The sequence below is a fragment of the Paenochrobactrum glaciei genome (genome assembly GCF_039522165.1).
Classification (GTDB): Bacteria; Pseudomonadota; Alphaproteobacteria; order Rhizobiales; family Rhizobiaceae; genus Paenochrobactrum; species Paenochrobactrum glaciei.
The window spans coordinates 227139-242368 of sequence record NZ_BAAADE010000003.1; the positions used below are offsets into that span (position 1 = coordinate 227139).

Below are 15230 nucleotides of genomic sequence, written 5' to 3' on the forward strand. Positions count from 1 at the left end.
GGCTGTTTTGGCAGCCCGTAAGCGGCTTTGAACGACAGACTGAATATTATGAATGGATGTGTGTTATGCCACCAAAAAGTGCCGCTGCTATTGCCACCATTTTATGGGGCTTTACCTATATTATTACCGTTACCATGCTGCCGCAAAATCCGATGTTTATTGCAGCGGTTCGTGCCGCAGGGGCTGCCATTCCGCTTTTGTTGCTCGCGCGCGAATTTCTGCCGCGTGAATGGTGGTTTAAAATCATTGTGCTCGGTACTTTAAACTGTGGTCTTTTTTTTGGGCTATTGTTTATCGCGGCGATCAGATTGCCCGGTGGCGTGGCGGCAACATTTCAGGCGCTGGGGCCGTTGTTTATGGTGTTGCTTGCCTGGCCGATGCTGGGTTTCAAGCCATCAAGGCTCAAGATTGTTGCTGTGGCTTTGGGTGCCATTGGTGTGGCGATGATTGTGCTCAAAGGAGATGCTTCGATCGACCTTTGGGGTGTTGCAGCAGCTCTTGGTTCGGCTCTTTCCGTCGCCATCGGTGGTTTGCTGGTCAATAAATGGGGACGGCCAAAATCGCTGCTGGCTTTTACCGGCTGGCAATTGTTGGTTGCTGCGGTTGAGCTTTCTCTCGTCGCCATCTGGCTTGGCGATATTCCCTCAAGTCTGGATCTGACCAATATTGCCGGACTGGCGATTGTCGCCTTGTTGTTGACAGCCGTTACCTTTGTCTTGTGGTTCAAAGCCATTCAGGGCGCTGGTGCTGCGGCCATTGCACCATTGTTTTTGCTCACCCCGCTGACGGCTTTTGTACTTGATGCCATCTTCCGCGGTGTTGTGCCTTCATGGATGCAGGCAGCAGGCGTGGCCATTGTAATCATCAGCCTTCTTTACAGTCAGTATATTGACCGTAAAGCACTGGCTCCTCGCTGAAACTTACACGGCTTTGTTGACAATCTGTCTTCAATATCAACCCGTTAAATCGCAACCAAAAACACTATATAAAGCTTAACAAAAGGCGCTTGCCGCCATTTCATATTTGACTGCGTTTACGCAGCTAGCAATAGACAGGTGTTATTATGCAGTTTGGAATTTTTACTGTCGGTGATCTGACAACTGATCCAACCAACAATCATACACCAACCGAGCATCAGCGCCTCAAAGCTATGATGAAATATGCTTTGAAGGCCGAAGAGGTTGGTTTGGATGTGTTTGCCACCGGCGAACACCACAACCCGCCATTTGTGCCTTCATCGCCGACAACGATGCTGGGCTGGATTGCGGCTAAAACCAGCAAAATTCAGCTGACAACCGCAACAACCCTGATCACCACCAATGATCCGGTGAAGATTGCCGAAGATTTTTCTATTCTTCAGCATCTGGCCGATGGTCGTGTGGATCTGATGATGGGGCGCGGCAATACGGGGCCGGTTTACCCGTGGTTCGGTAAGGATATCCGTCAGGGTATTCCGATGGCGATTGAAAATTATCATCTGCTGCGCCGTTTGTGGCGTGAGAAAGTGGTGGATTGGGAAGGCCAGTTCCGTACACCGCTGCGTGGTTTCACACTGGCACCGGCACCGCTTGATGATACGCCGCCATTTGTCTGGCACGGTTCTATTCGCAGCACCGAAATTGCCGAACAGGCTGCATTCTATGGAGATGGCTTTTTCGCCAATAATATCTTCTGGAACAAAGAACATACCGAGCAGATGATTAATCTTTATCGCTCGCGTTTTGAACATTACGGCCATGGCAGTGCCGATCAGGCGATTGTCGGTCTTGGTGGTCATGTGTTTATGCAGAAAAACAGTCAGGACGCGGTTGCGAAATTCCGTCCTTACTTTGATAAAGCGCCGGTTTATGGCCATGGCCCTTCGCTGGAAGAGTTCACGGAAATGACCCCGCTGACCGTTGGTTCACCGGAACAGGTCATTGAGCGCACATTGAGCTTTGCGGATTATGCCGGTCATTATCAGCGTCAGCTCTTCCTTGTTGATCATGCCGGTCTGCCGGAAGAAATGGTGCTGGAGCAAATCGAACTTTTGGGCACGGAAGTTGTTCCGGTTCTGCGTAAAGAGTTTGAGGCGCGCCGTCCGGCACATATTCCAAGTGATCCGCCAAGCCATGCTAGCTTGAAGGCACAAGGCGAGAACGGAAAACACCGCAAGGTTATTCCGGTTGAAACAGGCAAAGAGTCAAAGTGATGTCTTTGTCTCTTTAAAAGGCGCAATCAACGATCGTGACGGGGGGCAAGCTTCCCGTCACCTGATTTTTCAGGAGGCCAGAATGGCACGACAGATTATTGTTATCAGTGCAGGCTTGTCACAACCTTCATCCACACGCTTGCTCGCAGATCAGATTGCAGAAGCCGTGCGTGCGCAGGTTGGTGCGCGGGGTGAAGAAGCGCAAATTGAGGTGATTGAGCTGCGCGAGCTTGCCATTGAACTGGCAACAACCATGACAACCGGTGGCATCCCGACCCCGCGTTTGTCGGAGGTGAAGAATAAAATCTCTGCCGCTGATGGATTGATCGCGGTTACGCCGGTTTTTTCCGCAAGCTATAGCGGCTTGTTCAAAATGCTTTTTGATGTGCTGGACACGGATGCCCTCAACGGTATGCCGGTGATTATTGCCGCCACTGCCGGAACAGCCAGACATTCGCTGGTGCTTGATCATGCATTGCGGCCGCTCTTTAGCTATTTGCGTGCCGTTATTATGCCGACAGGTGTGTTTGCAGCCACAGAAGATTTTGGCGGCGGTGAAGCAGGCAAAGATTTGGCACGCCGCATCCAGCGTGCAGCAAGCGAGTTTACGGCGCAAGTGGTGGCAGAAAAAACCGGTGTTGGTGGTTTTGTGCCCAATCTTGCTGATCAGCGGACACGCAAATCCGGCGTGGCGCTTGATAATAAAATCACCCCTTTTGCCCAATTGCTGCAAGGGCATACGGGCGTCAAAGAAAAGATCTGAGATGATCCTATCCGACAGGCTGGCGGTGCTCAATCAAGCCGCCAGCCTGATTTAGCGCAACAATAAGCGATCATTGCTAAATAGTGTTTTTTCTGCTCCAAAGGAATATGAAAAAATGGAACGCTGGTGCCACCTTAGCACTCGCGTGATTAATTTGAACGTGCTGGAATTGTTGTGACTTTTCGTTTTGTACATGCTGCCGATATTCATCTGGATTCACCACTGCGCTCGCTTGCATTGCGCAATAGCGAATTGGCGGAACTGATCGGCAATGCCACACGTCAGGCGTTCGTGCGCATTATTGATTTATGTATCGCGCAAAATGTCGATGCTTTGCTTATTGTCGGTGATCTTTATGACGGTGATCAGACCTCAATGAAAACCGCGCGCTTTTTGCATGAGCAATTAAAACGGCTGGATGATGCAAAAATTAGCACATTTATCATTCGCGGCAATCATGATGCTTTATCGCGTATTACCAAAGAACTGGTACTGCCTGATAGTGTTAAACTCTTTGGCGGGCGGGCGGAAGTGGTCGAAATTGACCATGCCGACACGCCTTTTCCGATTTGCATTCATGGTTTAAGTTTTGCGCAAGCCCATGCGCCGGATAGTCTGCTGCCTAAATATAAGCATCCGCAGGCCGGTGCGTTTAATATCGGTCTTTTACATACAAGTCTGGCCGGAAGCGAAGGCCATGATCTTTATGCGCCATGCAGTATCAAAGATTTGCAGGAAAGCGGTTTTCAATATTGGGCGTTGGGGCATATTCATAAACGAAGTATTGTGGAAGGTTCTTGTGCCATCGTGATGCCGGGCATGCCGCAGGGGCGTGATATTAATGAGGCCGGTGCGAAATCGGTAAGTCTTGTCACTGTCAATCATGATCGCTCGATTGAAATCGTCGAGCATGTCACCAGTATCGCGCAATTTGAACGCTTGACGATCAATGTCGGCGGTCTTGTTGAATGGCCGGAGCTGGTGCAATTTATCGGTGCGGCATTACAGCAAAATGCAGGCATGGTGACGGCTGAGCATGGTGTTTTCCGTGTGCTTTTGACCGGACAAACGGCACTTGCATGGCGTATTCGCCGCGATGGGGATTTGCTGATGGAAGAGTTGCAGGCCAAGGCTATGTCCATCGGCCAGACATGGATTGAAAAGCTTGAAATTGCCTGTGAACCACTGGCTGAAAATCTCAGTTCCAAGAGTGATCCGCTGCATGATCTTTATCATCTTGTGCATGAGGATGTGTTGTCCACGCCAGCTTTTCAGGCGGATGCGCAAAAGATTGCCGAAGAACTGAAAGCGCAATTGCCAGCCGAATGTCGCGATATATTCGGGCAGGATGAAGCAGAGTTTCAAACCATCATTGATGGGCTGGTAAAAGTGGGTGCGGAGAATGTTATCGCACGGCTTCAATCTGATGAGAGTGAGGCTTAAAAAATGCGATTGCAGCGATTTGACCTCACCCGTTATGGCAAATTTACCGATAAACAGATCGAATTTGGTGAAAAAACAGACAAAAAACCTGATTTTCACATCATTTATGGGCCAAATGAAGCGGGAAAATCGACGCTTTTTTCAGGTCTTTTGGATTTGATCTTCGGAATAGGTGCGCAAAGCTCTTATAATTTTATTCACCCTTATAACACGATGCAGCTTGGCGGGCTGGTTGAGGTTAATGGTGAGGCAAAGGAATTTGTCCGCATCAAACGGCCTAATAATAGCCTGCTGGACGGGCAGGGGCGGCCACTGCCGGAAAGTGCTATTCGGGCAGATATCGGCGCGATTGAACGCGATAGCTATCGCACGATGTTTTCATTGAATGATGAAACGTTGGAACAGGGCGGCGAAAATATTCTGGCCAGCAAAGGAGACCTCGGCGAATTGCTGTTTTCGGCCAGTGCCGGCTTGGCGCAACTGAGTAATAGGTTGATGGATCTGCGCAGTGAGGCGGATTTGTTTTACAAGTTTCGTGGCCGTAACAGCCAGCTGCAAGCGCTGAAAACGCAATTGGCTGACCTAAAAACTGAGCGCGAACAATTTGATGTTTTTGCTGCTGATTTTGCCCTGCTGGTTAAGAACCGCGATCAGGCGACGCAGCAATATGAAGAGATTAATGGTGAGCGGAATGTCATGCGCTTGCACATTGCAGCGCTCGAAAAGCAGCTCAATGCTTTGCCGCGCCTTGCCAGCTTGAAGCGTTTGCGCGAACGTCTGGCACCACTGCAATATTTGCCGCAGCCGCCTTATGAATGGACGGCAGAGGTGCGGGAATTGCAGGGTCAAGAGATTGAATTGCGGGTGCAATTGCAGTCTTTGTCGGATGAAATGGAACGTCTGCGCCATCAGATTGATGCGATTGAAGTAGATGAAAATGCGCTTCCACTGGCTGGCCGGATTGCAGAGCTGGAAGATTTGCGCGCGCGCTTTTTAACGGCTGCCAAAGACCTGCCCGAACGCCATCTGGAAGCACGCGAAGTGCAAGGCACGCTGCACGGTATTTTGCGCCGGTTAGGGCGTGAAAACGAAAAAGACCCGCAAAACCTGGTTCTATCAGCCCGCATAACCGGTCAGTTTACTGGTTTGATTGAAGCGCGCTCCGGCCTCGATAGTGATCTGAAAGCGGCAGAAGCAGAATTATTGCATGCCGAGCAGCAGGCAAAGCTTTTAACAGCCCAAAACAAAGACGCTTTGGGTGAAGATCAGGCATTGCAACTGGATGGTGCTTTGAGCCACGAACTGGATGCTTTGACAGCACGTTTGCGGGTTTTAGACTTTCACACTCGTCAGCAGGGTCTGAGAGAAAACCTGACTGATCTACAAGGTGCATTTGAAGCGCGGCTTGGTGATTTACGTCCCTATAATGAAGGTGCTGAGCGCTTGGTAGAGATGATCGTGCCTGATCAGAGCCAAGTGCAGCATTGCAAGGCAGAGATTGCCGCTCAGAAAGATCAGGTCAAACATTGGACGCATGAGGCGGAGCGGTTGACCAACCGTTTGGCACAGTTGCAGAGCGAAAAAGATGCGCTCTCTTTAAGTCAGGGGATTGTCGATGAGAGCGCAGCTATTGCTATTCGCCGTGCGCGGGACGAGGCATGGATTGCGCATCGCAAACAATTAGATCAGGGGTCTGCCGATCATTTTGAGCATGTGTTGCGACAAGACGATCAGGTGCAGGCAAGCCGTATTTCGCAACTGACTGCACTGACCAAATTGCAGCAATTAACCCATGATCATAAGCTGACAGAAGATGATCTGAAGCGGGCAGAAACGGCACATGAAAATGCTGAAAAATCATTTGCTGTGTTGACGCAGCAGGTCAGCGGCTTTGTTGAAAAAATGTCGCCTTCATTGGTCAACCTTCTAAATATTGATAATCTTGAAGAGTGGCTTACGCGCCGCGCTCAAGCCTTGGAATTGCGTGAGAAAATGCTGGGCGCGCAACGCAAATTAGATGCGGCACTTGATGATGAGGCTCAAGCGATCAACTCTTTGCAAACGCTGTTGGAACGCAGTGGTTTTGTTTTTAAAACGGGTGAAAAACCATCATTGCAAAGCCTGATTGCAACAAGCGCTGATTTGATGGAGCGCAAAGCTGAATGGCAAAAACTGCAAGCAGCTGTGGCCAAATCGGCTGAAGAGTTGCAGCGCCGTGATCATGCTTTCAATGCGGTGAAGCAAGCTGATCATCAATGGCAACAACGATGGCAGGAACTTTGTGCAGCTAGTTGGCTGGGGCAAAGTGGAGAACATGTTGATCTAAGCACCGTGCGCGAGATTTTGCCTTTGATGCGCGAGCTTGAGACTGCGCTGGAAAAACAAAATTCACTGGCTGACCGCATCGACAAAATGGAGGAAGATCAGCAGCAATTCCGCCTTAAAGTGCAGGATTTAAGCTTGCAGGCAGGCTTTGATCATGAGCGGCTGGAACCACTTGATCTGGCACATCAGTTGCAACAGGCTAATAAAACGGCAGTCAGCGCTGATGAACGGCGCCGTAAACTGATGGAAACGCTGTCAGAAGCGGATGAGCGGCGGCTTAAAACCGTTGAAACGCAGTCGGTTCTGACGGCTAAAAAGCATGAGAAAACCAAGCTCTTTGGCGTTGATACGCTGGATGAATTGCTTGCGAAACTAGCGCAAGTGCAAGAACGTGCCGAGCTGCAACGATTTAGTGATGAGGCCGAAGCTGAACTCATTTCAATGCTGGGCGTTGAGAGCACAAAAAGTGCCGAAGAGCAGCTTGGCAATTTGGAACGTGAAGCAGTTGAAGCTGAGCTCACCGAATTGCGTGCCCGCAGTGAAGATATTGATGGTCGCTGTCAGGAGCTTTATCTGGCTAAAAATCAGGCGGAGGATAAAATTGCTGCTGTGGGTGGCGATAGCCGTATTGCGGAAATTGAAGAACGCCGCCGCACCACATTGCTGGAAATTGAAGATGGTGCGCGTAATTATCTGCAATTGCGCATCGGTATTGCTGCGGCTGAGGCGGGCTTGATTGCCTATCGCGACAAACACCGATCTTCGATGATGGAACGGGCATCGGATGCTTTCAGCACGATCAGCCGTGGTGATTATTCAGGCCTTGCGACGCAACCGGGCAAAGATGGTGAAATTCTTATCGCCAAAGCGTTGGATGGCAGTTCGCGTGAAGCGCAGGAATTATCCAAGGGCACACGTTTTCAGCTTTATCTCGCATTGCGCGTTGCCGGCTATTATGAATTTGTGCGTGAGCGTCCGGCGCTGCCATTTGTGGCAGATGATATTATGGAAAGCTTTGACGATTTTCGCGCCGAAGAAACTTTGCGCCTTTTTGCGCAAATGGCCGAGGCAGGTCAGGTTATTTATCTGACCCACCATCGTCATTTGTGCGATATTGCCAAGGTCATCTGCCCGTCTGTTACATTGCATAATTTGCAAGGGTAGCGCGTCAAAAACTGGCATGAAGGCCGGTTTTTTATTGTGTTTCAACCGTATGACCGGCGGCTTTCCATGAAGGGAAGCCGTCAATCAAATAGCTGGCACGTAAGCCTTTGGCTTTTAAGGTAGCAACGGCATTGGGGGATAAAACACATTTTGAGCCGCGGCAATAGGCAACCACTTCCTGTGCTGAGCCAAGTTCGGCCAAGCGTTGTTCCAGCTCATTAAACGGAATGTTAATCGCGCCCGGTAAATGGCCTAAGGCATATTCATCTTCAGGGCGTACATCCAACAGTGTGATGCTATTATCTCGCAAAAGCTCGACAAGCTCATCATGCGAAACAGCTTCCAGCTGATCGCGTTGATGGATGCTGTCTTGAATGAGTGAGCGGACTTCTGCCTGATTATATTCTGCCAGTCGGGTGAGCGCTGAAATCAGCTCAATAACAGGGCCGTTGCTCAAGCGATAAAGCACGTTTTTGCCGTCGCGCCGTGTTTGCACAAAATTGGCGCGCTTCAATTGCTGCAAATGTTGCGAGGCATTGGCAATGGTGAGACCGGATAGTTCAGCCAATCGCTCAACCGAGCGCTCACCTTGCGCAATATGCTGCAACAACATCAGACGCTGCGCGCTGCCCGCAGCGCGGGCAAGCTCGGCGATCTGGTCAAAAAACTGGTTTTGTATCTCATCGTGATTCATGTGTGCAGGTTTAGCACAGAAATATTATTCAATCAATTAATTGAATGTATGCGTGTTTGCCGCTATATAGGCACCACAGAGAAAGCAGGCTTTGCCTTGCAGGAAGCTTTTAAGAGGTTAAATGTGATAGTGGAAACCGATCTCATCGTTCGTGCCGTTGCTTTGGGTGTTGGCGCAACGATTGTTATGGATTTATGGGCGATTATGCTCAAGCGGGTCTTTGCAATCCCATCATTGGATTATCGCGTTGTCGGGCGTTGGATTTTGCATATGCCGCAAGGGAAATTCAAACATAACAATATTATGCAGGCCGAGCCGATGATTGGTGAAAAGGCAATCGGCTGGATTGTTCATTATGCTACCGGTGTGCTTTTTGCCGGTATTTTGCTGCTATGCACCGGTATTGGCTGGGTGCAGCAACCAACATTCTGGCCTGCATTGCTGGCCGGATTATTAAGTATGGCGGCGCCGTTTTTTATTATGCAGCCGTGCTTTGGTTTTGGCATTGCCGCGTCCAAAACACCGGCACCGGGAACGGCGCGTTTCCGCAGTCTTATGGCGCATAGTGTTTTTGGTATCGGGCTATATCTGGCGGCTTTGGTCAGCAGCAGTTTTATGTAATCGTTTAAAAAAACGGGCGGATAAAACCGCCCGTTTTTATTTTTCAATGATCTGCTTTTTCATCAGTTAAGAATAAAAGCCAGCAGGCGACCAGAACATAAATGATCGTTCCTGCGGCAAAGGCGAGTGCATAGCCTTCCACGACATCAACTCGTAAACCGGCTACTGACATGAAGACGGCTAAGCCAAATGTGGGGCCAAGTTCCATTGCGGTGTTCATGACACCACCTGCAAGTCCTGCCTGATGATCAGGAACATTGCTGGTTGAAAGGACAGCAGAGCCAGAAAAAACCAGTGCGATGCCAACAGATACAAGAATTTGTCCAGGCACCATGCCAAGGAGGTAGTCTGTTTCGCGGCGTAAGAAGGCGTAAAGGCAAAGACCTGTGGCGGCGATCAAAAAGCCCGCAATCATTGATTTACGCGCACCAAAGCGATGCACTATGGGCGATGCAAACTGATTGGCAACCAGCAACGCGATGATAAGCGGTAAAAAGGACAAGGCCGTTGTGAGTGCCGACCATTGGCGAATTTGCTGCAAAAATAATGAAGGTAGGAGTTCAATGAGCACAGAACCGGCAGCAGCCAGCATCATGCCGATAAGTCCTGCGGCTCTGTTGGCATTGAGCAGAAAATGCGGCGGCAGCAAAGGTGAGGATACTTTTTTCTCAAGTGTAAAAAAGCAAATGAGCAATAAAAGTCCAGCTGTAAGTACGCCCCATACATGAAGATCAGACCATGGGGTTTCGCTGCTGCGGATCAGAGCATAGCTGATCAGCACAATGGAAGCCGTTGCTAATAAGGCACCGACCGGATCAAGGCGCATCTTTTCATGGTGGTTGCGCGGACGACTGGCAGGAAGCAGCGCATTGCTTAAAAGGAGCGCCGCAGCCGTGACGGTAATTGGCACAATGAACATCCAGCGCCATGATATCCAAGCTGTAATGATGCCGGAAAGCACGAAGCCAAGAGTTGCGCCCAGAATGGAAACACCGCCCCATGTAGCCATTGCGCGTCCGAATTGGGCAGGGCTTGGATAAATGGTGCGTAAAATGGCCATAGCTGCGGGTGCGGTTAAGGCGCCGCCAATGCCCTGGAGAAAGCGCATGGAAGCAAGCACTTGATAGTTGGGAGCAAGGGCTGCGGCCAGCGATGCCAAACCAAACAGAATAAGCCCGATTGCGAACATTATTCTTTCAGGAAAACGATCGGCAAGTCTGCCGCCAAAAAGCAGTAAGCCGCTGAAAGGTAAGCCATAGGCTACTTGCAAAAACAGCATTTGCGAACTGTTCATACCAAATTGCGCGGAGATTTCCGGCAACGGGATCATAATCAGTGCAATCGTAAAAATGAGCGTTGCTTGTACAATGGCAAGCAAAGCAAAACCTGCGCGAGCTTCGGGCAATTTTCGTGCAGATGACGAAGTTATATCAGGGGAGGATTTCATGGGGGATTTACGCAAAAAATGTTGCAGCCACCTGTGCAGCTTGTGCGCAAGCATCATCATTCATGCTGGTTTCTCAGCACGCTGCACAGGGATCGTGGCTAAGGAGTGTTTTAAAGAATACTACGTTTAGGCAGCATTATTCGGGTTGGTATATTGGCTAAGTAAGCGCTCATAGGTGCTCTGCGGTGCCAGTCCAACCATTTGATCGACGACATTACCGTCTTTGAAAATCATCAGATTTGGAATGCTGGCAATGCCGCAGGCTGAAGCAATTTCGGGGCTGAGATCGATATTCACATCATAAAATGTAATCGTATCACCGAAATTTTCGGCAAGTTTTTGATAAATCGGTTTCATCATACGGCACGGACCGCACCATTCCGCCCAAAAGCGAATGGCTTGTACGCCATTGCCTGCCAAAATATCGTTTTTAAAACCATCAGCGGTGAGTGTTTGAATAGTCATTTTTTAAGCTCCGTTCATTAGAATTTTTTTGGTTGTGCGTGATCGGGAGATGAAAAAACACGCGTAAAAAAGTGCGTGAGCCAAGCATTAGCTGCTCTCATAAAGATGGCTGTTGCCCCGTGCGAAACGCTGCCGGCGCGTATGTGAGTTTTGCTGCATCCATGTTTCTATGGTGCCGAATTTGATTGTTTGCTGTTGCCAATCAGCTTGAGATGCAGGGTTTTTTGTTGCGGTTTGTCCGCGGATTTGCCCCTCGGTGATCATGGTCAAAGCATGAGGGAGCAAACACGACCACAGTTCATCATCGGTCATTTGCTGGCTGGCAATGAGGCATATTTGTTGTGTTTGGCTGTCGTGCGTGATTGGTGAAAACAACACGTCAAGACGTGTGTGACTATGTGCGAAAAGATATGTCCCGTTGGTGAGAATATAATTGAAGTGGCCGTTTTTAGTGATGCGGGAGGTGGTTTCGCTAAGTTGTTCCAAGAGCCCTTGCGGATTTGCAATCTGACCATTTTTTAAGATGAATGGTTTGATTGCATCAAGCAGCAGGCAAAATGCATATTCGGCAGCTGTTGTGCCAAGCGGATGAAAATCTTTTAAATCAAGATGGCTGAGAGTTTTGAGTGCACTGTCATGGATGAATGTCCATGAGCGCCCGCCAAGCTCGCGTTCGAATGGAACATTGTCGGCATAGTTTGTGTGTGGTGTTGCTGGTGCCAGCTCTAGCTGTATCAGCGCTGTTTGTGCCGGTGCATATTGCTCGGCTTTTAAAAACGGCGCGGCCTTCAATGGCTGACCTTTAAAAATATGCGCGACTTGGTTCTGATGCAGGCTGAGACCTAGATAGGGCATGTCTTGTGTCGCTTGAGTACGGCTTTCTCCGGCGCTCTCAGGCGTTAAAATTTGCAGCAAAACGGAGAGTTGATCCGCAGTGATTGTTTCCTTGGCGCTGACGCCCAGCATCATGTTCATGGCACACCTTTAATCTATCATTCAATAAATTGATTGAATGATAGATGGGTAAAGAGCACAAGTTTGTCAAGGTTGAGCTAAACAGAAAAATCATCTGAAATGAGTGTGAAGGCGTTTAGAGATTAACTTGGTTGCTTATTTCAGCCATTCAAAAAAGCGTCTTTCACCTTCTGGCGTAAAGCTGATCACGCGTGAAGATGGCAAACGCCGCGCCCATGCTAATGCAATCATTTGATCTAAAACGGCTTTTCCAATGCGGCCTGCCAGATGATGGCGGCGCTGGCTCCAATCAAGGCAAGCCCGGCAAAGCGGGCGGTTGCTTAAAGGCACAGTCTTTTGGCTAATGCCGATATGTGCAAGCATATCCCAGCCTTTGGCTGAAACGCTCAGATCATCATGCAGCCAGTTATGTCCCATCATGTGATCATAGAGCTTTACGCCCATTTCACCGGCTAAATGATCATAGCAAATCCGGGCTTTGCGTAAGTTTAAATCTTTCGGGCCGGTGCGGATAGTTTTGGTTGGTTGAAGCGTTGCGCTGTCATGGCTGAAAACCATCAGAGCTTCAAGCAAGGCCGCAACATGTTCACCGGCAAGTTTGAAATAACGATGCCGACCTTGTGTTTCGACACTTACCACATCGCCGTCAACGAGTTTTGCTAAATGGCTGCTGGCGGTTTGCTTGGTGATGCCGCCAAGATTGGCAAGTTCCGTTGCGGTTAAAGCACGGCCATCCATCAGCCCCAGAAGCATGGCGCTGCGGGCAGGGTCAGCCACTAAAGCGGCAATACGGGCAATGTTGGGACCTTCACTCATAGTTCGACGCTAATCGAACCATTAAGAAGCGTCAATTGGCTATGTTGCGTCAGAATTAAGAAAGGGATGCCCATGATCGCCGTTATTTTTGAAGCGGAAACGACACCGGATACACAAGGCGAATATCTGGATTTGGCGGCGCAGTTGCGCCCGCTTTTGAATGATATGGAGGGCTTTATTTCGATTGAACGGTTTCAGAGCCTGACCGTGCCGAACAAAGTTTTGTCATTGTCATTTTGGCGCGATGAAGATGCTGTTCAGCGCTGGCGCAACCTGACAATGCACCGCAATGTGCAGGCAGCCGGACGTGATCATGTTTTCAGCAATTACCGTTTAAGAGTTGCAGGCGTTTTGCGTGATTATGGCATGAGTGAACGCCAGCAAGCCCCTGATGACAGCCGTAAAATACATGAGAAAGTTGAAAAGAATGTTTGATATTGAGTTTGATTTAAGCGGTGAAAAAGACGGGCTGGCAAAGCTTGGTGAAGTGATGGGGCGAGCCGCTATTCCATTTGAAGGTGGCGGTGTTTTCTCAAATGGTGATCGTGTGATTGCGCATTTTCTGTTTAAAAACGGTGAGGCCGCTTGGGCTGCGGCTGAAGCTGCTAATATCCGCACGGTTGCGATGCAGCGTCCGCTTATTCGTAAGCTCAAACAAGGGACACCTGGTCAGTTGGGTGCAATTGCGCGTGCTTTAAGTGATGCTGATGTGCGAATTTTAACGCAATATTCTGACCATTATAATCAGCTGATCCTTATCTGTGATGATTTTGAAAAAGCCGATACCGCCACGCGTGAATGGGCGGTTGAGTAATAAAAAAGAAGCCTGCCATTGATGAAATGGCAGGCTTTGCTTAGTTTTTTACAACACCATGCGGTGTGAAATATTTTTAACCGTCATATAATGGTGCAGCCCTTCGGCGCCGCCTTCACGGCCATAGCCGCTTTCTTTAACACCGCCAAATGGTGTTTCGGCAACGGATGCTTCCAATGTATTGATCGAGACATTTCCGGCTTCAATGCGTTCTGCAAGCATATGCGCATTGTGCGCGGAGTGGGTGAAGCCGTAAGCCGCAAGGCCAAAAGGCAGTGCATTGGCGCGTTCGATCGCTTCTTCCACTGAATCCACCGGATTGATCAATGCAAGCGGGCCGAATGGCTCGACCTCTAAGGCACGGGCACCATCGGGCAGTTCTGCTGCAACGGTCAGCGGATAGAAATAACCTTTGCCCGTTGGCTTGGTGCCGCCTGCAAGTATCTGCGCACCGCGATCACGGGCATCTTCAACCAATGTTTCAATAGCCTCAACACGGCGGTGGTTGGCGACTGGCCCCATGTCGGTATTTGCATCAAAACCATCACCGACACGGACAGTTTTCGCGCGCTCGACAAATGCATCCAAAAAGGAGCGGTAAATGTTTTTATGGACAAAGAAGCGGGTTGGCGAGGTGCAAACCTGACCGCTATTGCGTGCTTTTCGGGAAACGGAAAGCTCGGCCGCTCTTATCGGATCAACATCATCGCAAACAATCACCGGTGCGTGTCCGCCCAGCTCCATCAAAACAGGGGTGACGCTGCGTGAGGCAATTTCGGTTAAATGTTTGCCGACGGCGGTTGAACCGGTGAAGGCAACGAGGCGGACTTGTTCCTGCGGGATCAGGTAGGATGAAATATCTGCCGGAACACCAAAAACGAGATTGAGAACGCCTGCTGGCAGGCCGGCATCATGAAATGCACGGGCAATGTGAAGTGCGCCGGCAGGGGTTTCTTCTGCTGCTTTCAAAATGATGGAACAGCCCGAAGCAATGGCACCGGCAATTTTGCGGGCTGGCTGGCTCATCGGGAAATTCCACGGTGAGAAAGCCGCTACTGTGCCCACTGGTTGATGAATGACGATATAGCGGATATCCGGTTCGCTCGGGATAACGCGCCCATAGCTGCGCACGGCTTCACCGGCATCCCATTCAAAAAACTCGCAGCCGCGTTGCACTTCGAGGCGTGCCTGTGCAATCGGCTTGCCATGTTCCATGGTGATGGAGCGGGCGATTTCTTCCGAGCGTTCTTTTATCAAAGCCACAGCACGCAAAATAACTTCGGCACGTTTTGCCGGTGCTGTGCGAGACCAGATGCGAAAACCCTTTGCTGCTGCTGCCAGCGCATCATCAAGATCAGCACGGCTTGCAACCGGTAAAGCGCCGATGACAGTTTCGTCAGCCGGATTAAGGACCGGAATGGTTTCTTTTGAAGAACGCCACTGACCTGCAATATAAAGCTGAAGTTTTGGGTAACTCGTCATTCTGGAACCTTGCTTTTCTGGCGCAGCCAG

General features: G+C 49.8%; 14 protein-coding genes. 8 read left to right on the top strand and 6 right to left on the bottom strand.

Going from position 1 to position 15230, the window contains the following annotated elements; translation table 11 throughout:
- Window positions 1-65 precede the first annotated feature (65 nt).
- The 5 genes from ABDZ76_RS10610 to ABDZ76_RS10630 all read left to right on the top strand — a co-directional run bounded on the left by ABDZ76_RS10610 (window position 66) and on the right by ABDZ76_RS10630 (window position 7886).
- A complete protein-coding gene (locus ABDZ76_RS10610; protein WP_343805197.1) occupies window positions 66-917 on the top strand; it encodes a DMT family transporter in 852 nt (283 codons plus the stop codon).
- A 146-nt stretch (window positions 918-1063) separates the two neighbouring features.
- Complete coding sequence (locus ABDZ76_RS10615; RefSeq protein WP_343805199.1) at window positions 1064-2191, top strand: LLM class flavin-dependent oxidoreductase; 1128 nt, start codon at window positions 1064-1066, stop codon at window positions 2189-2191.
- A gap of 82 nt (window positions 2192-2273) precedes the next feature.
- Complete coding sequence (locus ABDZ76_RS10620) at window positions 2274-2954, top strand: FMN reductase (protein ID WP_343805201.1); 681 nt, start codon at window positions 2274-2276, stop codon at window positions 2952-2954.
- 174 nt (window positions 2955-3128) lie between these two features.
- Window positions 3129-4397 carry a metallophosphoesterase family protein gene (locus ABDZ76_RS10625; RefSeq protein ID WP_343805204.1) on the top strand — a complete coding sequence of 423 codons (1269 nt, stop codon included), beginning with the start codon at window positions 3129-3131 and terminating at the stop codon, window positions 4395-4397.
- A 3-nt stretch (window positions 4398-4400) separates the two neighbouring features.
- Window positions 4401-7886, top strand: coding sequence for an AAA family ATPase (locus ABDZ76_RS10630; RefSeq protein WP_343805206.1), 3486 nt, complete (start codon window positions 4401-4403; stop codon window positions 7884-7886).
- 31 nt (window positions 7887-7917) lie between these two features.
- On the opposite strand, the gene ABDZ76_RS10635 is transcribed toward ABDZ76_RS10630, so the two are convergent.
- Window positions 7918-8580 carry an ArsR/SmtB family transcription factor gene (locus tag ABDZ76_RS10635; protein ID WP_343805208.1) on the bottom strand — a complete coding sequence of 221 codons (663 nt, stop codon included), beginning with the start codon at window positions 8578-8580 and terminating at the stop codon, window positions 7918-7920.
- Window positions 8581-8709: 129 nt separating this feature from the next.
- Between ABDZ76_RS10635 and ABDZ76_RS10640 the strand changes: the two genes are divergently transcribed.
- The gene (locus ABDZ76_RS10640) at window positions 8710-9201 is read left to right on the top strand and encodes a DUF2938 domain-containing protein (protein WP_343805210.1); all 492 of its coding nucleotides are present in this window, start codon (window positions 8710-8712) and stop codon (window positions 9199-9201) included.
- Between the two features lie 43 nt (window positions 9202-9244).
- Here the strand turns inward: ABDZ76_RS10640 and ABDZ76_RS10645 are convergent, their stop codons facing one another.
- From ABDZ76_RS10645 to ABDZ76_RS10660, 4 genes are all read right to left on the bottom strand, one after another.
- Entirely contained in the window at window positions 9245-10648 is a 1404-nt protein-coding gene (locus tag ABDZ76_RS10645; protein ID WP_343805212.1) for an MFS transporter, read from the bottom strand.
- A 126-nt stretch (window positions 10649-10774) separates the two neighbouring features.
- The gene (gene trxA / locus ABDZ76_RS10650) at window positions 10775-11113 is read right to left on the bottom strand and encodes a thioredoxin (RefSeq protein ID WP_343805214.1); all 339 of its coding nucleotides are present in this window, start codon (window positions 11111-11113) and stop codon (window positions 10775-10777) included.
- Window positions 11114-11200: 87 nt separating this feature from the next.
- On the bottom strand, window positions 11201-12088 hold the full coding sequence (locus ABDZ76_RS10655) for a class II glutamine amidotransferase (protein WP_343805216.1): 888 nt from the start codon (window positions 12086-12088) through the stop codon (window positions 11201-11203).
- Window positions 12089-12223: 135 nt separating this feature from the next.
- Window positions 12224-12904 (bottom strand): ArsR/SmtB family transcription factor, encoded by a 681-nt coding sequence (locus ABDZ76_RS10660; RefSeq protein WP_343805218.1) that lies wholly within the window; start codon window positions 12902-12904, stop codon window positions 12224-12226.
- Between the two features lie 72 nt (window positions 12905-12976).
- Between ABDZ76_RS10660 and ABDZ76_RS10665 the strand changes: the two genes are divergently transcribed.
- On the top strand, window positions 12977-13339 hold the full coding sequence (locus ABDZ76_RS10665; RefSeq protein ID WP_343805220.1) for an antibiotic biosynthesis monooxygenase family protein: 363 nt from the start codon (window positions 12977-12979) through the stop codon (window positions 13337-13339).
- Window positions 13332-13718: an amino acid-binding ACT domain-containing protein gene (locus ABDZ76_RS10670; RefSeq protein WP_343805222.1), complete on the top strand. Its 387-nt coding sequence runs from the start codon at window positions 13332-13334 to the stop codon at window positions 13716-13718. Before ABDZ76_RS10665 ends, ABDZ76_RS10670 begins: the two co-directional genes overlap by 8 nt.
- A gap of 48 nt (window positions 13719-13766) precedes the next feature.
- On the opposite strand, the gene ABDZ76_RS10675 is transcribed toward ABDZ76_RS10670, so the two are convergent.
- The gene (locus ABDZ76_RS10675) at window positions 13767-15200 is read right to left on the bottom strand and encodes an NAD-dependent succinate-semialdehyde dehydrogenase (protein WP_343805224.1); all 1434 of its coding nucleotides are present in this window, start codon (window positions 15198-15200) and stop codon (window positions 13767-13769) included.
- Window positions 15201-15230 lie beyond the last annotated feature (30 nt).

Excerpts from the sequence above, each read along its gene's own strand:
- ABDZ76_RS10620 (WP_343805201.1), top strand. The coding sequence starts at position 2,274 with ATGGCACGACAGATTATTGTTATCAGTGCAGGCTTGTCACAACCTTCA.
- ABDZ76_RS10635 (WP_343805208.1), bottom strand. The coding sequence starts at position 8,580 with ATGAATCACGATGAGATACAAAACCAGTTTTTTGACCAGATCGCCGAG.
- ABDZ76_RS10665 (WP_343805220.1), top strand. The coding sequence starts at position 12,977 with ATGATCGCCGTTATTTTTGAAGCGGAAACGACACCGGATACACAAGGC.
- ABDZ76_RS10630 (WP_343805206.1), top strand. The coding sequence starts at position 4,401 with ATGCGATTGCAGCGATTTGACCTCACCCGTTATGGCAAATTTACCGAT.
- ABDZ76_RS10615 (WP_343805199.1), top strand. The coding sequence starts at position 1,064 with ATGCAGTTTGGAATTTTTACTGTCGGTGATCTGACAACTGATCCAACC.
- ABDZ76_RS10610 (WP_343805197.1), top strand. The coding sequence starts at position 66 with ATGCCACCAAAAAGTGCCGCTGCTATTGCCACCATTTTATGGGGCTTT.
- ABDZ76_RS10670 (WP_343805222.1), top strand. The coding sequence starts at position 13,332 with ATGTTTGATATTGAGTTTGATTTAAGCGGTGAAAAAGACGGGCTGGCA.
- ABDZ76_RS10645 (WP_343805212.1), bottom strand. The coding sequence starts at position 10,648 with ATGAAATCCTCCCCTGATATAACTTCGTCATCTGCACGAAAATTGCCC.
- ABDZ76_RS10660 (WP_343805218.1), bottom strand. The coding sequence starts at position 12,904 with ATGAGTGAAGGTCCCAACATTGCCCGTATTGCCGCTTTAGTGGCTGAC.
- ABDZ76_RS10675 (WP_343805224.1), bottom strand. The coding sequence starts at position 15,200 with ATGACGAGTTACCCAAAACTTCAGCTTTATATTGCAGGTCAGTGGCGT.
- trxA (WP_343805214.1), bottom strand. The coding sequence starts at position 11,113 with ATGACTATTCAAACACTCACCGCTGATGGTTTTAAAAACGATATTTTG.
- ABDZ76_RS10655 (WP_343805216.1), bottom strand. The coding sequence starts at position 12,088 with ATGAACATGATGCTGGGCGTCAGCGCCAAGGAAACAATCACTGCGGAT.